The organism is Streptomyces sp. MBT53 (assembly GCF_016654115.1).
Taxonomy (GTDB): domain Bacteria; phylum Actinomycetota; class Actinomycetes; order Streptomycetales; family Streptomycetaceae; genus Streptomyces.
Window position 1 is genome coordinate 100802 of record NZ_JAEQAZ010000005.1, and the last position, 23964, is coordinate 124765.

Below are 23964 nucleotides of genomic sequence, written 5' to 3' on the forward strand. Positions count from 1 at the left end.
GCGGGAGTCGCGACGCCCCGACCTTGGTTAACCTGCACGGGTGACCACCGACCTGACCCTGCTGTCCCGCGTCGCCCACCGCGGACAGGAAGTCACCGCGCCCCGGCTGCGCGGCCTCCTCGCGCTGCTCGCCGGCGATCTGCGCACGGGCTGCAGCACCGAGCGGCTGGTGGCGGGGCTGTGGCCGGACGAGTTGCCGGAACGGCCCGGCAAAGCGGTCCAGGTGCTGGTCTCGCGGGCCCGGGCCCAGCTGGGCGCCGATGTCATCGCCAGCACCCCGACCGGCTACCGGCTCACCCTCGCCGAGGACCAGGTCGACAGCTCCGCCCTGCTGCTGCACGCCACGGTCAGCGCCGACCGGTCCAGGGCCGGTGACCACGCGGCAGCGCTGGCCGCGGCCGAGGCCGGACTCGCCCTGTGGGAGGGCACTCCGGACGGCGACCCCGACAGCGCCGACCCGGTGGCCGTACTGCGCGCCGAACGCGCCCCCGTCCACGCCACGCTCGCCCGTGCGCGGGCCCTCGCACTCGCCCGCCTGGGGCGGCACGCGGAGGCGGCCGGCCCGCTCGCCGCAGCCGCGGCCGAGCATCCGCGCGACGAGGAGGTGCTCGCCGAACTGCTGCGCGGCGAGGCCGCGTCGGCGGGCCCGTCCGCCGCGCTGATGCGCTACGAGGCGTACCGCCGCGAACTCCGCGACGACCTCGGCACCGACCCCGGCGCCGGACTCAAGGCCGTGCACAAGGAGTTGCTGCGCGGTGAGGCGCCGGTGGTCAGACACGGAGTGCCGCACGAACCGAACCCCCTCCTCGGCCGGGACGAGGACATCGCGGCCGTCGAGCGGGCGCTGCACGCCTCCCGCGCCGTCACCGTCGTCGGCCCCGGCGGACTCGGCAAGACCCGGCTCGCGCACGCCGTCAGCCGCCGGGCCGAACAGCGCGTGGTGTACTTCGTGCCGCTCGCGGGTGTCACGGCCGACGCGGACGTGGCCGCCGAGGTGGCCTCCGCGCTCGGCGCGGGCGGCATGAGCGGCCCCACCTCCGGCGACCCGGTGGCCGGCATCCTCGGCGTCCTCGGCGCCGGGCCCGCGCTGCTCGTCCTCGACAACTGCGAGCAGATCGTCCGGGGCGCTTCAGCCCTCGTCCAGGCTCTCGTCTCGTCCTCCAAGGACCTGCGGGTCCTCGCCACCAGCCGCGCCCCGCTGGGCCTGACCTCGGAGGCGGTGTACGCGCTCCCGGAGCTGGGCCTCGCCACCTCCGTCGAACTGTTCACCCAGCGGGCGCGCGCCGCCCGTCCCGGTGTGGAGCTGCCGTCGGACGCGGTGACCGAACTCTGCCGCCACCTCGACGGGCTGCCGCTCGCCGTGGAGTTGGCCGCGGCGCGGGTCCGGGTCCTCTCGGTGCCGGACATCGCCCGGCGTCTCGGCGACCGGTTCGCCCTGCTGCGCGGCGGTGCACGCGACGCACCCGAGCGGCACCGCACGCTGCACGCGGTCGTGGAGTGGAGCTGGAACCTCCTCGCGGAGGACGCCTGGGCGGCGCTGCGCACCCTCTCCGTCTTCCCCGGCGGCTTCCTGGCCGAGGCGGCGGAGCAAGTCCTCGGTGAGGACCCGCTGTTCCTCCTGGAGCAACTGGCCGACCAGTCCCTGCTCACCGTCGCCGACACCCCGGCGGGCGTACGGTTCCGCATGCTGGAGACCGTAAGGGAGTTCAGCGCGGCCCGTCGTACCGAGGCGGGCGAGGACGAGACGGCCGTAGATCAATTCCTGTTCTGGGCACGGGACTTCGGGGTCGCCCACCACGACGTGCTGTTCGGCTCGGACTCGCAGACCGCCTGGGAGCGCATCAAGGCCGAGCAGGACAACCTCGTCCTCGCCCTGCGGCACGCCATGGCCCGCGCGGACGGTCCCGCGACCGCCGCCGTCACCGCCGTCCTCGCCGCACTGTGGTCCACCGGCACCAACTACCCCCGCCTCACCGCGCTCGCCGAGGACACCGGCCCGCCGCTCTCGCACTACCGCCCCGAGCCCGCGTACGTCGAAGTCGTGCGCACCGCCGCGGTGTTGGGCACCGCGACCGTGTTCATGGGCCCCGGCCCACGCGCCGTACGCCAGCTCGCCGTCCTCCGCCGGCTGCCCCCGGGCCCGCCGGACACCCTGATGCGCGCCACCGCCCTCGTGCTCAGCGCGATCCCCGAGATACGGCCGCCCGACTACGACGTGCTGCGCGCACTCTGCGCCAGTGAACAGCCGCTGCTCTCCGGCATCGCCGAGTGCGTCGCCTGCTACGTCTGGGAGTTCGAGCACGACATCGACCGCGCGCTCGTCTCGGCCCGCCGGGCGGTCACCGGACTGGCACCGGTCGACAACCCGTCCGTACAGCTCATGGTGCACTCCCGGCTGAGCGAGCTGTGCCTGCGCACGGGCAGGGGCGAGGAAGCGTACGAACATCTCAAGGCGTCGCTCGCCGTCCTGCCGCGGCTCGGCGACGGGCACGACCACATCGGCATCCGCCCGCTCCTCGTCTTCGCCTGTCTGCAGCGCGGCGAGTTGGAGGAGGCGGAGGAGTGGCTGCGGCGGGCGGAGAGCGACAACTCCCCGCGCCAGGACGACTTCTACCGGCCAGATCTCTGCGGTCGTGCCGAGATCGCGCTCACCCGTGGACTGACGGAGGTCGGGCTCGGTCTGTGGCGCGGGGTCGTGGAGCGGATGCTCGCGGCCGGCTCCGCGCACGGAGGCGAAGCACTGTTCGACCCTTGGGCGTTGGTGATCCAGGCGGTGGCGGTGACGGCGCACGCCCACGCCGGCCGCCTCGCACCGGTCGCGGAGCTGATCGCCCGACTGCGGCTGCGGCTGGGGGAGTTGCTCTCGGAGCCGGTCGGCTCGCCCGCCGAACTCCCCATGTTCGGGACGATGTTGCACGCCCTCGGCATGGTCGGGCTCGCGTCCGGCGACACCGGTGCCGTACGGATGCTCGCGCTGGCCGAACGGCTGCGGGTGATGCGGGAGTTCCACCCGACGATGTCCGCGGAGCGCGCCCGTGAGGCGGCCGAGGACGCCGACAGGGCGGCGTACGCCGACGCCGTGTCGGAGTACGCCGCCCTGGGGCGGGACGAGTTGCGGGAGGCGGCCCGCGCTGTCATGGCGGTTACTTCGGGTCGTTCTTGAACGACGCCATCGCCCAGCGGTAGCCGAGTGCGATCAGCGCGACGCACCAGGCGACCGCGATCCACCAGTTGTTGCCGATCTCCGTGCCGAGCAGCAGTCCACGCAGGGTCTCGATGGCCGGGGTGAAGGGCTGGTACTCGGCGATGGGCTGGAACCAGCCCGGCATCGTGTCGGCCGGGATGAACGCGCTGGAGATGAGGGGCAGGAGGATCAGCGGCTGGGCGCTGTTGGCCGCCGCCTCGGCGTTCGGGCTCGCCATTCCCATGGCGACCGCGATCCAGGTGAGCGCGAGGGAGAACAGGACGAGCAGCCCGAACGCCGCCAGCCACTCCAGTGGGGTGGCGTCCGTGGACCGGAAGCCGATGGCCACGCCGACGGCGCCGACGAGGACCACGCTGGCGACGCACTGCAGCACGCTGCCCACGACGTGTCCGATGAGCATCGACCCGCGGTAGATCGCCATGGTCCGGAAGCGGGCGATGAGGCCTTCGTTCATGTCCATGGAGACATGCACGGCGGCCCCGATCACCGTGCCGCCGATGGTCATCATGAGGATGCCCGGGACGATGTAGGCGATGTAGTCGGAGCGGTCCGCGTCGCCGCCACCGATGCCCGCGCTCATCACGTCACCGAAGATGTAGACGAAGAGGAGCAGCAGCATGATCGGGGTGAGCAGCAGGTTCAGGGTGCCGGACGGGTAGCGCCAGGCGTGCAGCAGGTTGCGGCGCAGCATCGTGTTCGAGTCGCGCAGGGCGAGGGCGAGGGTACTCATCGGGCGTTCTCCTTCGACTGGTTGGGGACCTTGCTGTCGCCGGTGAGGGCGAAGAACACGTCGTCGAGGTCGGGGGTGTGCACGGTCAGCTCGTCGGCCTCGACGCCTGCGGCGTCCAACCAGTCGAGTACGGCGCGCAGTTCGCGCTGGCTGCCGTCGCTGGGGATCTGCAGTGCCAGCGCCTCGTCGTCGCGGGTGACCTCGCGCAGCTCCGTGGCGGCGGCCTGGTAGGCGGCCGGGTCGGTGAAGCGGAGCCGGACATGTCCGCCGGGGATGAGCCGCTTGAGTTCCTCGGCGCTGCCCTCGGCGGCGATCCTGCCGTCGTTCAACACCGCGATGCGGTCGGCGAGTTCGTCGGCCTCGTCCAGGTACTGGGTGGTGAGGAAGACGGTGACCCCGTCGGCGACCAGGGTGCGGATGATGCCCCACATGGTGTGGCGGGAGCGCGGGTCGAGGCCGGTGGTCGGCTCGTCGAGGAAGATGATCCGCGGGCTGCCGACGAGCGTCATGGCGATGTCGAGGCGGCGCTTCATGCCGCCGGAGTAGGTGGAGGCGGGCTTCTTCGCGGCCTCGGTGAGGTCGAAGCGCGCCAGCAGTTCGGCGGCCACCCGCCGCCCCTCCTTCCTCGGCAGGTGGTGCAGATCGGCCATGAGGAGCATGTTCTCCTCGCCGGTGATCAGTCCGTCGACGGCGGAGAACTGCCCGGTGACGCCGATCGCGGCCCGTACGGCCTGTGGATCCACGGCCAAGTCGTGGCCGGCGACGCGCAGTTCGCCGGCGTCGGCGGCGATGAGGGTGGAGAGGATCTTGACGGCGGTGGTCTTGCCGGCGCCGTTCGGACCGAGCAGGGCGAACACCGTGCCGGCCGGTACCGCGAGGTCGATGCCGTCGAGGACCGTCTTGTCCCCGTAGGCCTTGCGCAGCCCCTTGGCCGCGATGCCGAGTGAGTGCGATGTCGTTGTCGTCATGCCGCAGAGCGTGCGGCAGGCCGCATTCAGCGCGGTTTCACGACGGTTTCACTGCCCCGGAACCGGTCGCCCGAGCCCCGCCGCCGATGTCTCCCGTGGGGTTCATGTCCCGATCTCCCGCCACATCCGAGAGTTAACGGGTCATTGGGGCACATGCGGTGTGAAGGCGGGGTCGAGCCGGAAATCATCTTGTCATGAACCTGCGATCCGACGGGCGGATCGCGGTCTCATGGAGGTGTTGGATGCACCGCAGACTCGCCACCGGTCTCGCCGCCTCGACCCTGGCCCTGGTCGCCGTCGTCGCCACCGCGACAGCCGCCACCGCCGTACCCGCCGACAAGCCCCAGGTTCTCTCCAGCTGGACGCAGACCAGCGCGTCGAGCTACAACCTCTGGGCCGCGGCTCGCGCCAACCAAACCGCCTGGTCCGCCTACGAGTTCGACTGGTCCACCGACTACTGCTCCGACTCGCCCGACAACCCCTTCGGCTTCCCCTTCGCCACATCCTGCGCCCGCCACGACTTCGGCTACCGCAACTACAAGGCCGCCGGCGGCTTCGACGCCAACAAGTCGCGCCTCGACAGTGCCTTCTACGAGGACCTCAAGCGCGTCTGCACCGCCTACAGCGGCGCCACCGCGACCGCCTGCAACAGCACGGCATGGACGTACTACCAGGCCGTCAAGGTCTTCGGCTGACACATCGTCACCCGCTCGGCCGGTACGGGACGTCGACGTCCGGCGTCCCGCAACTCCGGCTCAGGCGAGGCGGGTTCACACCGCGACGACCCGAACCCCCGCCTCCTCGAACCGCCTTGCCATCTCCGGCGCCACCGCCGAGTCCGTCACCAGCGTGTCCACCGACTCGGCCGAACAGATCCGGGCGAAGGCCCGCTGCCCGAGCTTGCTGGAGTCGGCCGCGACGACCACCCGCTCGGCGCGCTCGCACAACAGCCGGTTGATCGCGGCCTCCGCCTCGTCATGGGCCGCCGTACCGTGCGTCACGTCGAAGGCCACCACACCGAGCACCGCCACATCGACGGTGATCTGCGAGAGCACCCCGTCCGCGAGCGGCCCGACGAGTTCGTACGACTGCGGGCGCGCGACCCCACCGGTCAGCACGATCTTGAACTGGGGCCGTACGGCAAGCTCGTTGGCGATGTTGAGCGCGTTGGTCACGATCGTCAGCGCGGGGGATCCGGAGGTTCCGGAAGTGAAGTCGCCGCGCACGGCCAGGGCGCGGGCCACCTCCGTGGTCGTCGTGCCGCCGGTCAGGCCCACCGCCTCGCCCGGCGCGACGAGTTCCGCGACCGCCTTGGCGATGCGCTGCTTCTCGGAGGCGTGCCGGGCGGTCTTGTAGCGCAACGGCAGTTCGTACGACACCCCGTGCACCACGGCGCCGCCCCGGGTGCGCACCAGCATCTGCTGCTCGGCGAGCTGGTCGAAGTCGCGGCGGATCGTGGCGGCCGACACCGCGAGATCGGCGGCCGCCTCCTCGACGTCGAGCCGCCCGCGCTCCACGAGCAGCTCCAGCAGCGCCTTCCAGCGGGCGTCGCGCGACATCCGCACTCTCCGTTCCTCGATTCTCCGCGACCTTAACGCACGTCCCCTTGGTTCGTTTGCTTGATTGTGCTCGAAAGCTCGCTATATCTTGCAGGAACGAGCATCTCTGGGGAGGGGTACGGCATGACCCATGTCGAGGACGAGCTGAAGAGTCAGCCTGAGTGCTGGACACGCGCCGCGTCGGAGGCGGCCGGGTACCGGGACGTGCTGCCGGCGCCGGGGGAGCGGGTCGCGATCGTCGGCTGCGGCACCTCGTACTTCATGGCGCAGGCCGTCGCCGCGCTGCGCGAGGGAGCGGGCCAGGGCGAGACCGACGCCTTCGCCGCCTCCGAGTTCCCGTACGGCCGCCCGTACGACCGGGTCCTGGCCCTCACCCGTTCCGGCACCACCACCGAAGTGCTGGAACTCCTGGGGCAGTTGAAGGGCCGCACCCGCACCACCGCGATCACCGCCGACCCGCACACCCCCGTCATGACGGCCGCCGACGACATAGTGGTCCTCGATTTCGCCGACGAACGCTCCGTCGTGCAGACCCGGTTCGCGACCACCGCGGTCACCCTGCTCCGCGCCCACCTCGGCCTGCACACCGACACCGCCGTCGCAGACGCTCGTACCGCACTCGCCGCGGAACTGCCCCAACAGCTCGTCGCCTGCACCCAGTTCACCTTTCTCGGGCGCGGCTGGACCGTAGGGCTCGCCAACGAGGCCGGGCTGAAGATGCGCGAGGCCTCACTGTCCTGGACCGAGGCCTACCCGGCGATGGAGTACCGGCACGGCCCGATCAGCATCACCACCCACGGCACCGCCACCTGGATGCTCGGCGAGGCACCCGAGGGACTCGCCCAACAGGTACGCGCCACCGGCGGGTTGTGGATCGAGGGCGGCCTCGACCCGCTCGCCGAACTCGTCCATGCCCAGCGCCTCGCCGTCGCCGTCGCCGCACACCGGGACCTCGACCCCGACCGCCCGCGCCACCTCACCCGCTCGGTGATCCTCGCCCCCTGAAAGGACAGGACAGGCCGTGCCCCTCGTCACCACCGGCGAACTCGTCACCCGCGCCGCCGAGGCCCGCTCCGCCGTGGCCGCCTTCAACATCATCACGCTGGAACACATCGAGGCCGTCATCGCAGGCGCCGAGTCCACCGACAGCCCCGTCGTCCTCCAAGTCAGCGAGAACGCCGTCAAGTTCCGCCACGGCCGGCTCCTCCCGCTCGCCCGCGCGGCCGTCGCCGCCGCCGAACGGGCCTCCGTACCCGTCGCGTTGCACCTCGACCACGTCCAGGACGACGACCTGCTGCGCCAGGCACCCGGCGCCGGATTCAGCTCCGTCATGTACGACGCCGCCCGCCTGCCCTACGCCGACAACCTCGCCGCGACCCGCGCCGCCGCCGACTGGGCACACGCCCAAGGTCTGTGGATCGAGGCCGAGTTGGGAGAGGTCGGCGGCAAGAACGGCGAGCCGCCGCTCGACGCCCACGCACCCGGCGCCCGCACCGACCCCGCCCAGGCCCGCACCTTCGTCACCCACTCCGGCGTCGACGCCCTCGCCGTCGCCATAGGCAGCTCCCACGCCATGACCACCCGTACGGCCACCCTCGACCACGACCTCCTCAAGCGGCTCACCGCCACCCTGGACGTCCCCCTCGTCCTGCACGGCTCCTCGGGAGTTCCTGACGACGAGCTGATCGCGGCCGTAGCCGGCGGCATCACCAAGGTCAACGTGGGCACGGCCCTCAACCTCGCGATGACCGGCGCGATCCGCGCCTACCTCGCCGAGCACCCCGAGGCGGTCGACCCCCGCAAGTACCTGAGCGTGGGGCGGGCGGCGATGACCGGGGCGGTGGCCCGCATCATCGGCGTGCTCTCCGCGCGAGGCCCTAGCGTTTGACGGCCTTCAGCACCACGAACTTCGGGTCGCTGGCGACCAGTTGACTGTTGCCGAACAACCGCTTCAGCTTCACGTGATAGGCGAGATGTCGGTTGCCGATCACGTGGAGCTCTCCGCCCGGCCGCAGCGCACGCTTCGCGTCGCTGAACATCCGCCAGGCCGTCGCGTCGGTCGTCGCCTGGTGGGAGTGGAACGGGGGATTGTTCAGCACGAGGTCCACACTCTCGGCCGGGACCCCGGTCAGCCCGTCCCCGACTCTGAACTCGGCCTGCCCCGGCACCCCGTTGGCCTTGTACGTGGCCTCGGCGGAGGCGACAGCCTGGAACGACTCGTCCACGAACAGGACTTCGGCCTCCGGATCGGCCAGCGACACCGCCGTACCGACGACACCGTTCCCGCACCCGAGGTCAACGACCCGGCGCAGCCCGCGACTTGAGGGCAGGTGCTGGAGCAGGAAACGGGTGCCGATGTCGAGGCGCTCGGCGCAGAACACGCCCGCGTGATTGACCACGGTCCGCCCCGACACCACACCGATGCCGTCGGGCAGGGCGTAGCTGTGCGGCCACGGATTGGTGGCACGCGTACCCGACGACCGGGGTGTGCAGTGGATCAACCGGGCCTTCTTCTCGGCCAGCGAGGTCCGGGTCGGGCCGAGGATCCGCTCGAACAGCTTCAGCGTCGAGGTGTGGATCTCCTTCACCATCCCGGTGCCCACGACCACCGTGCCGGCGTGCACCGCGGGCGCCAGCCGCAGCAACTGGTCCTCCAGCAGCGCGAGACTCTTCGGCACCCGCACGAGCAGCACGTCGACGCGCTCGGGCGGCGGATCCTGGGTCGTGAGCAGCCGTACGGAATCGGCGGCGACCTCGTTCCGGGCCAGGTTCGCCCTCGTCGCCTCCTGGGTGAGGAACGAGTCCGTGATCTGAACCGGGCCGTGCTGCGCGAGCGCCGTGGCCAGGGCGCCCCAGCGGTCGCCCACGATCACGACCGTGCCGGACAGCGGGGTGTCCTGTTCCGCGAGATGTCGCAGCAGGTACTCGTCGGAGGCGTCCCAGGCGCGCAGCCGGTCGCGCGGGTCCTCGGGGAAGCGGGCCAGGGCGCGGTCGCCCCACGGAGTCGTCATGCGGTCGATATGGTCGTCCATCGTGCGCCAAGGCTAACCGAGTACCAGCTCACGGCCGGTCGGGGCAGGATGGAGCACATGGACGCCGAGCTGTTCCCACGAGCCCGCACGGAGATCGCGCCCGGCGCGGTGCACGTCCCGGACTGGCTCGACCCGGCCCGCCAGCGCGACCTCCTCACGGCCTGCCGCGAGTGGGCCCGCCCACCCGCCGGCCTGCGCACGGTCCACACCCCCAGCGGCGGCACGATGACCGCCCGCCAGGTCTGCCTGGGCCGGCACTGGTACCCGTACGCCTACGCCGAGACGGTCGTCGACGGCGACGGCACTCCGGTGAAGCCGTTCCCCGCTTGGCTCGACGAGCTGGGGCGGCGTGCGGTCGCCGACACACTGGGGACGCCGACCTCGTCGTACGACATCGCACTGATCAATTTCTACGACGGCGACGCCCGCATGGGCATGCACCGCGACAGCGACGAGAAGTCCGACGCACCGGTCGTGTCGCTGAGCCTCGGCGACACCTGCGTCTTCCGCTTCGGCAACACCGAGACGCGTACAAAGCCGTACACGGACGTCGAGTTGAGGAGTGGTGACCTGTTCGTGTTCGGCGGCCCGTCGCGGCTGGCGTACCACGGGGTGCCGAGGGTGTACGAGGACACGGCGCCGGGGGAGTTGGGGCTGAGGGGGAGACTGAACGTGACGCTGAGGGTCAGCGGCTTCTGAGACGGGGGCAAGCTCTGAAGGGGCGCGGGGCTGTTTCGATATGCGGCTCCGCCGCGTGGGCGCGACCAGCCCCCACCGGCCCGCACTATGAACACAACCCCCACCGGCTCTCGATACGGATCATGGGAGACTCCCCCTCATGAGCGGCGAAGGGACAACCTCAAGAGCGCGGCTGGACCGAGGACGCGGAGCCCTCGGCCCCGCACTGGAGCTCGTGCACACCGGCCGCGCCCCCACCCGCGCCGTACTCACCGCCGAACTCGGCGTGACCCGCGCGACGGCCGGCGCGGTCGCCGCCGAGCTGGAGGCACTGGGCCTGATCAGGGTCGACGCGAGGCCCGGCGCGGCGGCAGGCTCGCAGGGCCGCCCCTCCCACCGGCTGGCCCTCGCCGAGGACGGACCCGTCGTGCTCGCCGCGCAGGTGCACGCCGACGGCTTCCGCGCCGCGCTGGTCGGTCTCGGCGGCCAGATCGTGGTGACAGCCCCCGGCTGCGAGGCCGTGGACGCCGACCCGGCGAAGGTGCTCGGCTCGGTCGTGGAGGCGGGCGCGGATCTGCTGCGCGAGACGGGCCGGCGCTGCGTGGGCGCCGGACTCGCCGTGCCGTCCGCCGTCGCCGAACCCGAGGGGCTGGCACTGAACCCCCTCCACCTCGCCTGGCCCGCCGGGGCACCGGTGCGGCGGATCTTCGCCGAGTGCGTGCGCGCGGCCGGCATCGCCGGACCGGCGTTCGCGGGCAACGACGTCAACCTCGCCGCGCTCGCCGAGCACCGGCACGGCGCGGGTCGGGGCGCCCGCGACCTGCTGTGCGTGGCGACCGGGCACCGGGGTGTGGGTGGTGCGCTGGTCCTCGACGGGCGTCTGCACACGGGGAGTTCGGGGCTCGCGCTCGAGGTCGGACACCTCACCGTCAACCCCGAGGGCCGCCCCTGCTACTGCGGCAGCCGCGGCTGTCTCGACGTCGAGGCCGACCCCCTCGCCTTCCTCACCGCGGCCGGTCGGGAGCCCGGTCCCGAGGTGTCCCTGCTCCAGCAGGCCAACGACCTGATCCGTCGGCACTCCGACGACCCGTCCGTCCGGAGGGCCGCCGAGACGCTCATCGACCGGCTGGGGCTGGGTCTCGCGGGGCTGGTGAACATCCTCAATCCCGACCGGATCATCCTCGGCGGACTGCACCGCACCCTCCTGGACGCCGACCCGGACCGGCTGCGCGCGGTCGTCGCCGACCGCAGTCTGTGGGGGCAGAGCGGGGGCGTGCCGATCCTCGCCTGCACCCTCGACCACAACAGCCTGGTGGGCGCCGCCGAGTTGGCGTGGCAGCCCGTGCTGGACGACCCGCTGGCGGCCCTTTCCTGAGCGCGCGGACGGCACGTGACGCAAGGAATTGACGAGCCCGTTGGGAGCCGGGGCAGAGTAGGTCTATCGTCGGAAACCTAAGGCCAGAGGATGGAGGGCGGCCGGTGATGCCGCAGGATGAGCCCGTGATCGGATGCACGGGGCAGGTGATCATCGGAACCCGTGGAAACGCGGGCCCCGGCGAGATCCTGGTGCGCGTCCGCGGCGGCTCCGAGACCTTCCTCGCCTGGTCTGACGATCCTCTGCCCACGGGGGCGACCGTGCTCGTGATCGAGTCGCGTGGGGGTCGTGAGGTCCACGTCATCGAATGGGTGGATCCATTGGACGCGCTGGGCGGGGACCCCGCCGGCGCAGAGTGAGGAGTACCAATGTTCGGTTACCGCGTTCCCGCTCCCGATGAGGCGATGCTGATCTCGGGTGGCAGGCGGGGACTGGGGGGCGCGCCGTTCCGAGTGGTGACGGGGCACGGAAAGTTCGTGCTCCCGGTTTTCCGCAAGACCCGTTTCCTCACCCTGGCGATGTGCGAGGCAGAGGTCACCGAGACCTGCGTGACCCGGCAGGGCATCGCGCTGAACGTCCGCGCCGTCATCGCCTTCAAGGTGGGCAACGACACCGAGAGCATCATCAACGCCGGCCAGCGCTTCCTGTCCGACCAGGACCAGATGTCGGTCCTGACCGGCCGTATCTTCGCAGGTCACCTGCGGTCCATCATCGGCTCGATGACGGTCGAGGAGATCGTCACCGAGCGGCAGAAGCTCGCCGCCGAGGTGCTGGACACCTCGAAGATCGAGATGGCGAAGATCGGCCTGATCGTCGACTCGCTGCAGATCCAGTCGATCGACGACGGTGACACCGGCTACATCGAGGCCATGTCCGCCCCGCACAAGGCGGCCATCCAGCGGCAGGCCCAGATCGCCCAGGCACAGGCCACCCAGGCCTCGGCCGAGGCGCAGCAGGTCGCGGCCCGCAACCAGGCCGAGTACGCCCGGCAGACCGCCGTCGTCAAGGCCGAGTACTCCGCCGAGGTGGACCGCGCCCAGGCGCAGGCCGCGCAGGCCGGACCGCTTGCGCAGGCCCACGCCCAGCAGGAAGTGCTCGCCGCGCAGACCGAACTGGCCCAGCGCCAGGCCGAGTTGCGCCAGCAGCAGCTGGTCGCCGAGATCGTCAAGCCGGCCGAGGCCGAGGCCCAGCGGATCAAGCTGCTCGCCATCGCCGAGGCCGACCGCATGAAGATCCAGGCCGAGGCGGCCGCCTCCTACGACCGGGTCGCGCTCGACCGCATGCTGATCGACCAGCTCCCGCAGATCGTGAAGGAAGCGGCGGGCGGCCTCGCGGGCGCCAACGTCAACGTCCTCAACGGCGCGGACGGCCTCGGTGAGATCGCGGCCGGCCTGGTCTCGCAGGGCCTCACGATCCTCGACTCGGTCCGGGGCAACCTGGGCAACGCGGACAACGACGGCCGCCGCCCCGGCGACGAGGTCAAGAACCTCCTCCAGCTCCCGGCGAAGAAGGACGACAAGAAGGACGACGGCCCGGTGGACCTCGACTAGCACAGACGCGGAAGGCGGGCCGGTCCTACCAGGGAGCCGTGAGGCTCCACAGCGTCGCCACCAGCGGGCGGCGCAGATCTGCCCGCCGTACGCACAGCCCGATCGGGAGCGGCTCCGGCGCGGGATCCGCCGCGACGACCACCAGCCGCTCCCGTACGGCACTGCACTCCAGCACCAGCCGGGGCACCACGCCCGTCCCGCAGCCCAGCGCGACCAGCGTCAACAGCCCCTCGTGGCCGTCCGGTTCACAGACCACGTCGGGTGTCGTGCCCCGGGTCCGGAACCAGCGATCGGCGGCCTCCCGGACCAACCCCCGGTGCGGCAGCACGAACGGGCCGTCGAGCCCCGGATCGGGACGGTCGCGGGCGGTGACCAGCACCAGCTCGGTCACCGCGACCGTCCGGCTCACCAGGGGTTCCGGCAACCGCGCCGGGATCCCCGCGACCGCCACGTCCACCTCACCCTCGTCCAGCCGGGCCAGTGCGGCCGCCGCGTCACCGGTGCGCAGATCGAGCCGTACCTGCGGATGGGCGGACCGGAAGGGCGCCAACAGGTCGGGCAGCAGGGCCTGGCAGGCGGTCACCGTGGCGAACAGGGCGAGGTGGCCGGTGAGTTCGGCCGGGTCGGGATGCTCCTCGCGGTAGGCACGCCACAACTCCAGTGCCTGGACGGCGTATTCACGGAACCGGTGCCCCTCCGCCGTCAGCGACACCCCGCGCGCCCCACGGTCGAACAACCGGTGCCCGAGGCCGGCCTCCAGCCGCTGCACGGTCCGCGTCAGCGTCGCCGGACTGACATGACAGTCGAGACTCGTCCGCCCGAAGTTCAACGTCTGCGTCAGATGCAGGAAAAGCTGCAGCTCCCGACGGTCGTCCCGCATCCCTTGACCTGGCCCTTTCACTTCCCGCAACAGCCCGCTGCACAGATTGCGCTTGCCGCAACACTCGCCCGGAGCCTACAACTCGACCATGACCTCGACCACGCACACCTCCGCCGTCTTCACCCTCGAAACGATGGACGTGCCCGGCGGCACGGAGACCATCCTGCGCGGCGGCCGCCACCTCTTCCCGCTGCTCCCGCAGGCCTTCGCCGGCGTCCGCCGCATCGGCGTCATCGGCTGGGGCCCGCAGGGCCGCGCCCAGGCCCGCAACCTGCGCGACTCCCTCGCCGGTACGGACATCACGGTGAGCGTCGGCCTGCGCCCCGGCTCGGCGTCCGCCGCCGACGCCCGCGACCACGGCTTCACCGAGGAGGACGGCACACTCGGCGACTGGCTCGCCGTCACCGCCGACAGCGACCTCGTCATCCTCCTCATCGCGGACGCCGCCCTCGCCGCCCACCACGAGGAGATCTTCGCCGCGCTCAAGCCCGGCGCCACCATCGGCCTCTCCCACGGCTTCCTCCTCGGCCATCTCCGCACCACCGGCGGCGAGTTCCCGCCCGGACACGGCGTCATCGCCGTCTGCCCCAAGGGCATGGGCGACTCCGTGCGCCGCCTCTACGAACAGGGCGCGGAGATCAACGGCGCGGGAATCAACAGCAGTTACGCCGTCCACGCCGACCCCGACGGCAAGGCCACCGACCGCGCGCTCGGCTGGTCGGTCGCGCTCGGCTCGCCGTACACCTTCCGCACCACCCTGGAGAGCGAGTACCGCTCCGACATCGTCGGCGAACGCGCCATCCTGCTCGGCGCCGTCCACGGCATCGTCGAGAGCCTCTACACGCGCTACCGTCTGGCCGGCGACGACCCGGTGACCGCGTACGAGCGCTCCTGCGAGAACGTCACCGGACCTATCGCCCGCACCATCTCGCACGCCGGACTCCGCGCCGTCCGCGAGGAGTTGGACCCGGCCGGACGCGAGATCTTCGACCGCGCCTACTCGGCGACCTACGGCCCGGCCCGCGAGATCGTCGCCGAGATCTACGACGAGGTCGCCGACGGCACCGAACTGCGCAGCGTCGTCCTCGCCGAACGACGCCTCGGCGCACGGGAGATGAGCGGGATCGGCGGCTCACCCATGTGGGCGGCAGGACCGGAGGTCCGCGCGCGCCGGGCCGAACGCGCCCTGCCCGTCGAGCCGTTCACCGCCGGGGTGTTCGTGGCGACGATGACCGCCCAGGTCGACGAGTTCGCCGAACGCGGCCACCCCTGGTCCGAGATCGTCAACGAGTCCGTCATCGAGGCGGTGGACTCCCTGCTGCCGTACATGCACGCCCGCGATGTGGCGTACATGGTCGACAACTGCTCCCGCACGGCCCGCCTGGGCACCCGCCGCTGGGGCCCGCGCTTCCAGGCGGCCTACGAGCAGATCGCCTACCCCGCGTCCGAACTCCCGCCGAACGAAGCCCTGTTGACGGCCTTCGACACCCACCCCATGCACGAGGCACTGGCAGCCGCGGCGAAACTGCGGCCGTCCGTGGACATCTCCGTCGCCTAGGCGCAGGTCACCGCGAGGTCGGGAACGGCAGGGCGTCCTGGTAGGCGTTCACCGGCTTGGCGACCTTCTCGACGGTGACCCCGTTGAGCGCGGCCGGGGCGGAACTCGTGCCCAGGGTTCCGCCCGCGTGCCAGGTCCCGGTGATCGTCACCCAGGTGTTGGCAGCCAGCGCCGGAATGCCGTAGACCCGCACCTTGATGGACTGGGCGTCCGCCGCGCAGCACGAGATCATGATGCGGGTCAGGTCCCAGGAGGTGCTTCCGCCGTCGGGCGTGACGAAACCGGTCATCTGGACGGTGCGGCCCTTGATGGTCCCCTTGCGGTCCTGCTGCACACGGGTGGTGAAGTCGGTGAGCGTCATCGGCAGCGGCGAGGTCGCGGGCAGCGGATCGAAGGAGTCCTGCTGGGGGACGGCCTTGGGAGCGGCCCGCGAGGCCGTGTAGGCGCCGAGGGCGGGCGGGGCGTAGAAGAGCAGGCTGAGCGCGGGCAGGAAGAGCAGCCAGGCGACGCGGGGCACCTTGGAGTGGTTGTGGCCCACATGCTCTTCGGTGGGTTCGGTGTGGTCGTGGCCCATGTGGTCGCCATCCACTCCCGGCTTCCGGCGTGACCACGCCTCCGCGATGCCCAGCAGGATCAGCAGGAACCCCGAGACGACGAGCATCGGACGCATGCTCGGCTTCACGTAGCGCAGGCACAGGTCGGTGAAGAGCGAGGCGTGCAGCAGGCCCAGGCCGCTGAGGACGAGCAGGGTCACCTGAAGGGGGCGTCTCACAGCAGTACGGCTCCGATCAGCGCGCTGGACAGGACCGCGACGACCGTCGTGGCGGCGGAGAAACGGGCCGCGAAGGCCCGGCCGAACGTGCCGGCCTGGAGGGCGATCAGCTTCAGGTCCACCATGGGGCCGACCACCATGAAAGCCAGCCGGGCGGTGGGGGAGAAGCCCGTGAGTGAGGACGCCACGAACGCGTCGGCCTCGGAGCAGACCGCGAGGATGATCGCGAGCGCGGCCAGGAACAGCACCGACAGCCACGGCGAACCGGCGAACGTGTCGAGCACCGAGCGCGGTACGGCGACATTGAAGGTCGCCGCCGCCATGGCACCCACGACCAGGAACCCACCCGCGTGCAGGAAGTCGTGCTGGAACCCGGTCCGGAACTCCGTCCAGCGACTCTGCCCCGGCTGATGCCCGGCATGCCGCGCGACCGGCCGCAGCCACTCCTCCCGCCCCAGCCAGAGCCACAGCCAGCCCATCACCACGGCGGTGGCGAGCGAGGCGAGCAGCCGGGCCAGCACCATGACCGGACTGGCGGGGAACGCGATCGCGGTGGCGGTCAGCACCACCGGGTTGATCGCGGGCGCCGACAGCAGGAACGCGAACGCGGCGGCCGGAGTCACCCCACGCCCGATCAGACTGTTCGCGACCGGCACCGACGCGCACTCGCACCCCGGCAGCACGACCCCCGCCATCCCGGCGACCGGCACCGCGAACGCGGCCCGCTTCGGCAGGATCCGCGTGAACACCCGCGCCGGCACGAACGCGTTGATCGCCCCCGACAGCGCCGTGCCCAGCAGCAGAAAGGGCAGCGCCTGCGTGGTGATCGCGAGACAGACGGTCCGCCAGGCCTGCACGGCCGGCGAGTCCAGCCACCGCCCGACGGAGAAGAGCAGCAGCCCGGGAAGAACGGCCGCCCCCAGCAACAGCAGCGGCCAGGACCGGGGCCACCCCGCCGCCGCGACATCCTCAGCCTCCGCCGCTCTGGGCGGCTCCACTGTCGTCTGCACACGAGCTCCACATGTTCGATGTCCGCGTCGAACATATCGGGCCCTCGCCAACCCCCGACGACCGCCTCCGGTACAGAGGCGTACCGCACCCTCCACTCAATGCCAGTCGACGGCGAAAGCCCGCGCGGGGTTCTCCCTGAGGACGCGCCCCACCAGCTCCTCACCCAGCTCCAGCGCGAGTCGTGGCGCGACCCGGCGCAGCAGATACGGCATCCCCGGACCCCCGTCCACCGAGCGGGCGCCCGCGACCACCGTGTCCCCACCGAGCAGCAGCCGGTCACCGAAACCGCCCTCGGCCAGCGCCCGTACCGCGTCCGGCATCCGCCAGTCGGTGGCGTGGTGAGCCCGGGACGGGCCGTCGAACGCGAGGTAGGCCCCCGTCTCCGCGGCCTGCCGCTGGACCACGAGGTCGGGGGAGCGGTTGAGATGACCGAGGATCACCCGATGCGGCTCGACACCCAACTCCCCGCACAACAGGTCGAGTACGTCGAGCGCGCCCGTACCCATCTCCAGGTGGACGGCGATCGGCGCCCCCGTCGCCCGGTGAGCCTCGGCCGCCGCGGTCATCGTCCACCGGGCATGCGCGTCGAGTCCGTGGAAGCCGCCCGCGACCTTGATGACCCCGGCCCGGACCCCCGACGGCCCGACACCCTCCGTCAGCTCGGCGACGAAAACCTCGGCCAGCCGACCGCGCAGACCGGCCAACAACTCCCGTCCGTAATGGGCCGCTTGATGCAACCCGGTCGCGCACACCACATGCACACCCGCACCCCGGGACAGCGAGGGCAGATCGGCGACCCGCCGCCCCATCCCGTACGGCGTCCACTGCACGACACTGCCACCGCCCACGGAACGGAACGCGGCCAACTCGGCCCGCGCGGCCGAGGCGTCCTCCAACTCCTGGCCAGGCAGTCGGGGACTGCGCAGAAAGAGGTGGTCGTGGGCGTCACACACCCCCAACTCCCCGGGCTCCACATCCCCCAGCACCGTACGGACGAAGCCGACGGCACTCCCCACTACCACTGCCGACCGCGTGGCAACGCGCCCCGCCCGGGCTCCGAAACGTGCAGCACCTGGAACACGTCCCCCTCCGCCTTCGGCGTGTCGTGCTCCCAGAGGGAGAAGTGGACCAACTCCCAGCGGTGCGGGTCGACGGCCGCGGCAGCGAGCACCGCGCCGTCCTCCCCGGCCAGCCGCCGGGTCTCACCGACGGCGTCCTCCATGGCCGCGGCCAGCTCCACCCCCTCCGGTATCGGCCGCCGGCTGCGCACGGCGACGACGGCGGAGGAGCCCGCAGCCGCAGCCCCACCCTCCTCGTAGGCGAGACCGGTCCACTGCCGTACCTCCGGCCGCCCGAAGTCGTCGGCGAGCCGCTGGAAGGCGCCGCCCCAGAGGAAGCGGTTCATGCCCTCCACCGTGTTCCACAGATAGAACGGCGCATACTGATTGACCGGCGAACCGTGAACCCCGCGCTCACGCAGCAGATACGTCTTGAAGCCGAGCCCGTCCCAGTCGTCGAGCAGATGCCCGACCCGCGCCACCCGGCCCCGGATGATGCCCATGTCGTAGTCGGCGGGCAGGGTCAGTTCGTACTGCATGGCGTGCATCAAGTGCCTCCTCAGGAGGGGTAGTTAGCGGGGTCGACGTGCCCGTGCCAGTCGGCGGTCGTACCGTCCTCGGCGGCCTCGACGACCGCGATATGCGTCATGAACGTGCGCGGTCCGGCGCCGTGCCAGTGCCACTCACCCGGCTCGATCCACACGGTGTCGCCCGCGCGGATCGGCTCGACGCCACCGCCCCTGCGCTGCACGAGCCCCTCGCCCTCCGTCACGTACAGCACCTGGCCGTGCGGATGGGTGTGCCACGCGGTGTGCGCGCCGGGCGTGAAGTGCACGCTGAACATCCGTATCCGGGACGGCGGTTCGGGCGCCGCGAGTTGGTCGAGCCACACCGTGCCGGTGAAGTTCTCCGCCGGACCCTGCCGTGTGTCGGGGCGCTTCCTGCTGATCTGCACGTGCCTGGACTCCTATCGGGAAGACATGGAAGTGGGGGAGGACAAGGGGGAGAGCAGGGACAGCAGCCCCCTGACACCGGCGTCGAACGCACCCGCCGAACCGGACGCACGGGCCAGGACATAACCACCCTGTACGGTCGCGAGGATCGCCGACGCGATCTCCTCACCGTCCAGTTCCGCCCCGAACTGCCCCTGCTCCTTGCCCTCTTCGACGATTCCGGCGAGCCGCTCACGGATCGCGTCGAGCGCATCGTCGACCGGCTCGCGCAACTCGGCGCTGGCGATCACATCCGGATCCATCGTCAGCCGCCCGACCGGACACCCGCGCAGCACATCGCGCTCGCGCCGCAGATACGCCTCGATCCGCTCGTACGGCGTGCCCGGCCCGTCGAGTACTCCCTCGGCGGTAGCACGCAGCTCCTCGGCCGTCCGCCGGATCGCGGCCAGTGCCAGATCCGGCTTGCCCTTGAAGTGGTGGTACATGCTGCCCTGCCCGGCGCCCGCACGCTCCAGGATCGCCTTGGGACTGGTGCCCACGTACCCGCGCTCCCACAGCAGCTCGCGGGTGGACTCGATCAACCGCTCCGGAGTACTCACACAACGACTGTACATACTAGTAGTTACAGAAGTCGAGACCTCAAGGAGCAGCCGCAACGACCCCACGTACTCCCCGGGAGGTACACACACTGCCGCTGGCCGTACGACGACCCGCCCCACTCCCCGGAGCCAGTCTCGATACATCACCGGAAGCCCCACCCGGGGCTCCACCTCAGGGAGATGAATCGACATGCAGACTCTGGCGAACTGGAACGGCGGCGGCCCCGGCCCGTGGATCCTGTTCTTCCCGCTGATCTGGGCGGCCGTGGTGGTCGGCGTGGTGAACGTGCTCCGCCGCACGGCCTGGCGCGGACGCGGAGCCCCCTGGCGGGCAATGGCCGACCCCCGCCCCACCGGCGACTCCCCGCTCGCCGTCCTCGGCCGCCGCTTCGCGTCCGGCGAGATCGACGAGGACGAGTACTGGCGCCGGCTGTCCGTCCTGGACGAGCAGTTCGGCCGCGTAGGCAAGGGCGGCGGCCCGGCATGACCACCCAGACCACCATCCGCACGGCCGCGCGGGTCGTCGACGCCGTCAAGGTGTACGGCGTCGGCGACACCGCAGTTCGCGCCCTGGACGGGGTGAGCGTCGACTTCCCGGCCGGCCGCTTCACCGCGATCATGGGCCCCTCCGGCTCAGGCAAATCCACCCTGATGCACTGCGCCGCCGGACTCGACACACTCACCTCCGGCGCCGCCCACATCGGCGACACACAACTCGACGCGCTCGACGACCGTCGTCTCACCACCCTCCGCCGCGACCGGGTCGGCTTCGTCTTCCAGGCCTTCAACCTGATCCCGACGCTGACCGTCGCCGAGAACATCACCCTCCCCCTCGACCTCTCCGGAGCCCGAGGCGACCGAGCGTGGATCGACGAACTCATCGACGTCGTAGGCCTGCGCGACCGCCTCCACCACCGCCCCTCCGAACTCTCCGGCGGCCAGCAGCAACGTGTAGCCGTGGCAAGGGCGTTCGCGGGCCGCCCCGAGGTCGTCTTCGCCGACGAGCCGACCGGCAACCTCGACTCCCGCTCCGGCGGCGAGGTCCTTGGCCTGCTCCGCCGCGCCGTACGCCAAACAGATCGCACGGTCGTCATGGTCACCCACGACCCGGTCGCCGCCGCCCACGCCGACGAGGTCGTCTTCCTCGCCGACGGACGCCTGGTGGACCGTATGGAATCCCCCACGGCCGACAGGGTGTTGGACCGCCTCAAGGCCTTCGAGGTGAGGTCATGAACGCGTCCCTACGCCTCAGCATGTCCTCCCTGCGGGCCCACAAAAGGCGCTTCGCCGGTACGTTCCTCGCCGTGTTCCTGGGCGTCGCCTTCCTCGCCGGGACCCTGGTCATGGGCGACACCCTGCGCGCCGACTTCGACACCATGTTCGGCGACGCGACCAGCGGTACCGACGCAGTGGTCCGCAGCGCGGACACCATCACAACCCCGGGCGAGAGCCAGGGCGTACGACAACCGGTGAGCACATCCCTGGCAAAGACCATCACCCAGATCCCCGGCGTCGCAGCCGCAGCCCCCAGCATCCAGGGCGCGGGCCAACTGGTGGGCGCCAACGGCAAACCGATCGGGGGCAAGGGCCCGCCCACCCTCGCCGGCAACTGGATCACCGACCCGAAACTCAACCCGTACCGCCTGGCCGAGGGCCGCACTCCCACCGCCACCGGCGAGGTCGTGGTCAACCGAGGCGCCGCGGACAAGGGCCACTTGAAGATCGGCGACACCACGACACTGCGCACACCGAACCCCGTCAAGGTGAAGATCGTGGGCCTCGCGACCTTCGCAGGCGAGGACGGCATGGCCCAGGTGACATTCACCGGCATGACACAGACGGACGCCGAAAGGTACCTCACCGCCAAGCCCGGCGAGGCATCGAGCATCAACGTGCGCGCGGGCCCCGGCGTCAGCCAGCGCCAACTGGTGGACCGGCTGACTCCCGTACTCCCCAAGGGAGTTGAGGCGATCACGGGCCAGCGGTCGGCACAGGAGAACACAGACATGATCTCCGCCCAATTCCTGACGATCTTCACCACCTTCCTCCTGGTCTTCTCAGCCATCGCCCTCCTGGTAGCGACGTTCTCCATCCACAACACCTTCGCCATAGTCATCGCCCAACGCACCCGCGAGAACGCCCTGTTGCGAGCCCTCGGCGCCTCCCGCCGCCAGGTCACCGCAGCCACAGTCACCGAGGCGAGCGCCGTAGCAGTGACCGCATCGACAGCGGGCCTGGCGGGCGGCATAGCCATCGCAGCCGGACTCCAGGCGCTGTTCCCGGCAATCGGATTCCCTTTCCCGGGCGGCGACTTGGTGATCCGCCCCCTGTCCATGGCCCTGCCGCTCGCGGTAGGCGTGCTCGTCTGCCTGGCCTCCGCCCTCATGCCGGCCGTCCGCGCGGGCCGTACCGCCCCCTTGGCCGCGCTCCGCGAGACGGCAGTCGACGAGTCCGGCGCATCCCGCCCCCGAGCAGTGATCGGAATGACCCTGGCCACCCTCGCGGTAGCCACGACACTCACCGGCGTACTGGTCTCACCGTCCCTTCTGCTGGCGGGACTTGGAGCGCTGCTGGCCCTGATCGCCTTCGTGGTCCTGGGCCCGGTCGCCTCGTCCACGGCAGTACGCGTCCTGGGCATCCCGCTGGACCGACTGCGAGGCATCACCGGCGGCCTGGCCCGGCGCAACGCCCTGCGCAACCCCCGCCGCACGGCCGCCACCGCGAGCGCGTTGATGATCGGCGTGGCAGTCGTATCCCTCTTCACGGTCTTCGGCGCCTCACTGAAGGCCACGATGGACCAGACCGTGTCCCGCTCCTTCGCCGGAGACGTGGCGGTCAGCACCCCCTCCTTCGGCGCGGGCGGCAGCGGACTGAGCCCGCAACTGGCCGGAGCCATAGCCAAGTTGCCCGAGGTGGACACAGCAGTGGGCCTGGGCCGAGGAGTGGCCGAAGTCAACGGCAAGGGAAGGGCGTTGACGGTTACGGACCCCACAGCCCTGGCCCGCACCTTCGACCTGGGCAAGGTCCAGGGCTCCCTGACCACCCTGGGCACGGACGGCATCGCCATCACACGCACAGAAGCGAACCGCCAACACCTCACCACCGGCAGCAAGGCCCAACTAGCCTTCACCGACGGCAAGAAGAAGACCTTCACGGTCCGCGCGGTCTACGGCGAGTCCGAACTCGCCGGCGACTACGTCATCACCCGAGCCGCCTGGTCCCCACACCGCACGCAGGACTCGGACACACTGATCGCAGTCTCCTTCACCAAGGGCGTAAGCACGGCGAAGGGCAAGGCGGCCGTAGAGAAGATCGCCGACCGCTACGGCGCCCCACAGGTCCAGACCCGCCACGAATACGCCCAGTCCTCGGCAGGCGGCATAGACATGATGCTGACCCTCGTCTACGCCCTACTCGCCCTGGCAGTCCTGATCGCCTTGCTGGGCATAGCCAACACCCTGACCCTGGCGATCCACGAACGCACCCGAGAACTGGGCCTGTTGAGGGCCGTAGGCCAGACCCGCCCCCAACTGAGGGCCATGATCCGCTGGGAATCAATCCTGCTAGCCGCCTTCGGCACGGTAGGCGGCCTGACCCTGGGCGCCTTCCTGGGCTGGGTCCTGGTAAAGGCCTCGGACGGAGCAAGCGACAGCACCTTCGCCTTCGCCGTCCCACCCCAACAACTCCTCCTGGTAGCCCTGGTGGGCCTTACAGCAGGCGCACTGGCAGGCCTCCGCCCAGCCCGCCGTGCCGCACATCTAGACCTACTCCGAGCCATCGCCACGGAGTAACTCCGTTGAGGGCCCACCCACTTGCACTGTCCCCACGCGCCGGCCGAGAGGGAGCCGTAGGGGCGCGCCGGTGTCGAGAGCACCAGCGCGCGGAGGCGCGCAGCGCCGAGCACGGTGGGGCTCTCGACACCGGCTTCCAGCGCCCCGTAGGCGACCGAACCAAAAGAGGTGCGAACGGCGCGTTTTTGATACCGGCCCAGTTGCGGGTGCGCCTACTCAACGTCGGCCCAGTTGCGGGTGCGCCT

At 71.1% G+C, this 23964-nt stretch carries 23 protein-coding genes; 12 read left to right on the plus strand and 11 right to left on the minus strand.

All coding sequences use genetic code 11. From position 1 onward, the window contains the following. The first annotated feature begins 40 nt into the window (after window positions 1-40). Window positions 41-3163, plus strand: coding sequence for a BTAD domain-containing putative transcriptional regulator (locus JHN45_RS03605; protein WP_201047965.1), 3123 nt, complete (start codon window positions 41-43; stop codon window positions 3161-3163). Here the strand turns inward: JHN45_RS03605 and JHN45_RS03610 are convergent. After that, on the minus strand, window positions 3144-3935 hold the full coding sequence (locus JHN45_RS03610; RefSeq protein WP_201047966.1) for an ABC transporter permease: 792 nt from the start codon (window positions 3933-3935) through the stop codon (window positions 3144-3146). The genes JHN45_RS03605 and JHN45_RS03610 overlap by 20 nt on opposite strands. After that, window positions 3932-4903, minus strand: coding sequence for an ATP-binding cassette domain-containing protein (locus tag JHN45_RS03615; RefSeq protein WP_200713008.1), 972 nt, complete (start codon window positions 4901-4903; stop codon window positions 3932-3934). The genes JHN45_RS03610 and JHN45_RS03615 overlap by 4 nt, the downstream gene beginning before the upstream one ends. Before the next feature lie 242 nt (window positions 4904-5145). Between JHN45_RS03615 and JHN45_RS03620 the strand changes: the two genes are divergently transcribed. After that, window positions 5146-5598 (plus strand): phospholipase, encoded by a 453-nt coding sequence (locus tag JHN45_RS03620; protein WP_200713009.1) that lies wholly within the window; start codon window positions 5146-5148, stop codon window positions 5596-5598. Between the two features lie 75 nt (window positions 5599-5673). Here JHN45_RS03620 and JHN45_RS03625 read toward each other — a convergent pair whose 3' ends face one another. Then, entirely contained in the window at window positions 5674-6462 is a 789-nt protein-coding gene (locus tag JHN45_RS03625) for a DeoR/GlpR family DNA-binding transcription regulator (protein WP_201047967.1), read from the minus strand. Between the two features lie 123 nt (window positions 6463-6585). Between JHN45_RS03625 and JHN45_RS03630 the strand changes: the two genes are divergently transcribed. Together JHN45_RS03630 and JHN45_RS03635 are read left to right on the plus strand one after the other, a co-directional pair. After that, complete coding sequence (locus tag JHN45_RS03630; protein WP_200713011.1) at window positions 6586-7467, plus strand: SIS domain-containing protein; 882 nt, start codon at window positions 6586-6588, stop codon at window positions 7465-7467. Between the two features lie 16 nt (window positions 7468-7483). Further along, window positions 7484-8350 (plus strand): class II fructose-bisphosphate aldolase, encoded by an 867-nt coding sequence (locus JHN45_RS03635; RefSeq protein ID WP_201047968.1) that lies wholly within the window; start codon window positions 7484-7486, stop codon window positions 8348-8350. Here JHN45_RS03635 and JHN45_RS03640 read toward each other — a convergent pair. Beyond that, the gene (locus JHN45_RS03640) at window positions 8340-9473 is read right to left on the minus strand and encodes a methyltransferase (protein WP_200713028.1); all 1134 of its coding nucleotides are present in this window, start codon (window positions 9471-9473) and stop codon (window positions 8340-8342) included. The two genes, JHN45_RS03635 and JHN45_RS03640, sit on opposite strands and share 11 nt — an antisense overlap. Window positions 9474-9551: 78 nt before the next feature. Between JHN45_RS03640 and JHN45_RS03645 the strand changes: the two genes are divergently transcribed. The 4 genes from JHN45_RS03645 (at window position 9552) to JHN45_RS03660 (ending at window position 13097) form a co-directional block, all read left to right on the plus strand. Then, window positions 9552-10193, plus strand: coding sequence for an alpha-ketoglutarate-dependent dioxygenase AlkB (locus JHN45_RS03645; RefSeq protein WP_201047969.1), 642 nt, complete (start codon window positions 9552-9554; stop codon window positions 10191-10193). Window positions 10194-10332: 139 nt separating this feature from the next. Continuing rightward, a complete protein-coding gene (locus JHN45_RS03650; RefSeq protein ID WP_200713014.1) occupies window positions 10333-11547 on the plus strand; it encodes an ROK family protein in 1215 nt (404 codons plus the stop codon). A gap of 107 nt (window positions 11548-11654) precedes the next feature. Further along, complete coding sequence (locus JHN45_RS03655; RefSeq protein WP_026178689.1) at window positions 11655-11906, plus strand: hypothetical protein; 252 nt, start codon at window positions 11655-11657, stop codon at window positions 11904-11906. A gap of 9 nt (window positions 11907-11915) precedes the next feature. Continuing rightward, window positions 11916-13097, plus strand: coding sequence for a flotillin family protein (locus JHN45_RS03660; protein WP_093630662.1), 1182 nt, complete (start codon window positions 11916-11918; stop codon window positions 13095-13097). 25 nt (window positions 13098-13122) lie between these two features. On the opposite strand, the gene ilvY is transcribed toward JHN45_RS03660, so the two are convergent. After that, window positions 13123-13977: an HTH-type transcriptional activator IlvY gene (gene ilvY / locus JHN45_RS03665; protein WP_200713015.1), complete on the minus strand. Its 855-nt coding sequence runs from the start codon at window positions 13975-13977 to the stop codon at window positions 13123-13125. Between the two features lie 88 nt (window positions 13978-14065). On the opposite strand from ilvY, the gene JHN45_RS03670 reads away from it, so the two are divergent. Next, window positions 14066-15535 carry a ketol-acid reductoisomerase gene (locus tag JHN45_RS03670; protein ID WP_201047970.1) on the plus strand — a complete coding sequence of 490 codons (1470 nt, stop codon included), beginning with the start codon at window positions 14066-14068 and terminating at the stop codon, window positions 15533-15535. 7 nt (window positions 15536-15542) lie between these two features. On the opposite strand, the gene JHN45_RS03675 is transcribed toward JHN45_RS03670, so the two are convergent. From JHN45_RS03675 to JHN45_RS03700, 6 genes are all read right to left on the minus strand, one after another. Further along, complete coding sequence (locus JHN45_RS03675) at window positions 15543-16307, minus strand: TIGR03943 family protein (protein ID WP_201047971.1); 765 nt, start codon at window positions 16305-16307, stop codon at window positions 15543-15545. Next, window positions 16304-17317 carry a permease gene (locus tag JHN45_RS03680; RefSeq protein WP_200713018.1) on the minus strand — a complete coding sequence of 338 codons (1014 nt, stop codon included), beginning with the start codon at window positions 17315-17317 and terminating at the stop codon, window positions 16304-16306. The genes JHN45_RS03675 and JHN45_RS03680 overlap by 4 nt, the downstream gene beginning before the upstream one ends. Window positions 17318-17413: 96 nt before the next feature. Further along, window positions 17414-18340: a phosphotriesterase gene (locus tag JHN45_RS03685; protein ID WP_201047972.1), complete on the minus strand. Its 927-nt coding sequence runs from the start codon at window positions 18338-18340 to the stop codon at window positions 17414-17416. Next, window positions 18334-18924, minus strand: coding sequence for a DUF4865 family protein (locus JHN45_RS03690; RefSeq protein ID WP_201047973.1), 591 nt, complete (start codon window positions 18922-18924; stop codon window positions 18334-18336). Before JHN45_RS03690 ends, JHN45_RS03685 begins: the two co-directional genes overlap by 7 nt. Window positions 18925-18935: 11 nt before the next feature. Next, window positions 18936-19331, minus strand: a complete 396-nt coding sequence (locus JHN45_RS03695; RefSeq protein WP_201047974.1) for a cupin domain-containing protein — start codon at window positions 19329-19331, stop codon at window positions 18936-18938. A 12-nt stretch (window positions 19332-19343) separates the two neighbouring features. After that, a complete protein-coding gene (locus tag JHN45_RS03700; protein ID WP_201047975.1) occupies window positions 19344-19943 on the minus strand; it encodes a TetR/AcrR family transcriptional regulator in 600 nt (199 codons plus the stop codon). Window positions 19944-20118: 175 nt separating this feature from the next. On the opposite strand from JHN45_RS03700, the gene JHN45_RS03705 reads away from it, so the two are divergent. The 3 genes from JHN45_RS03705 to JHN45_RS03715 are packed head-to-tail and all read left to right on the plus strand — an operon-like array spanning window position 20119 to window position 23719. Continuing rightward, window positions 20119-20415 carry an SHOCT domain-containing protein gene (locus JHN45_RS03705; RefSeq protein WP_200713023.1) on the plus strand — a complete coding sequence of 99 codons (297 nt, stop codon included), beginning with the start codon at window positions 20119-20121 and terminating at the stop codon, window positions 20413-20415. Then, complete coding sequence (locus tag JHN45_RS03710) at window positions 20412-21161, plus strand: ABC transporter ATP-binding protein (RefSeq protein WP_201047976.1); 750 nt, start codon at window positions 20412-20414, stop codon at window positions 21159-21161. Before JHN45_RS03705 ends, JHN45_RS03710 begins: the two co-directional genes overlap by 4 nt. After that, a complete protein-coding gene (locus tag JHN45_RS03715; RefSeq protein ID WP_201047977.1) occupies window positions 21158-23719 on the plus strand; it encodes an ABC transporter permease in 2562 nt (853 codons plus the stop codon). Before JHN45_RS03710 ends, JHN45_RS03715 begins: the two co-directional genes overlap by 4 nt. Window positions 23720-23964 lie beyond the last annotated feature (245 nt).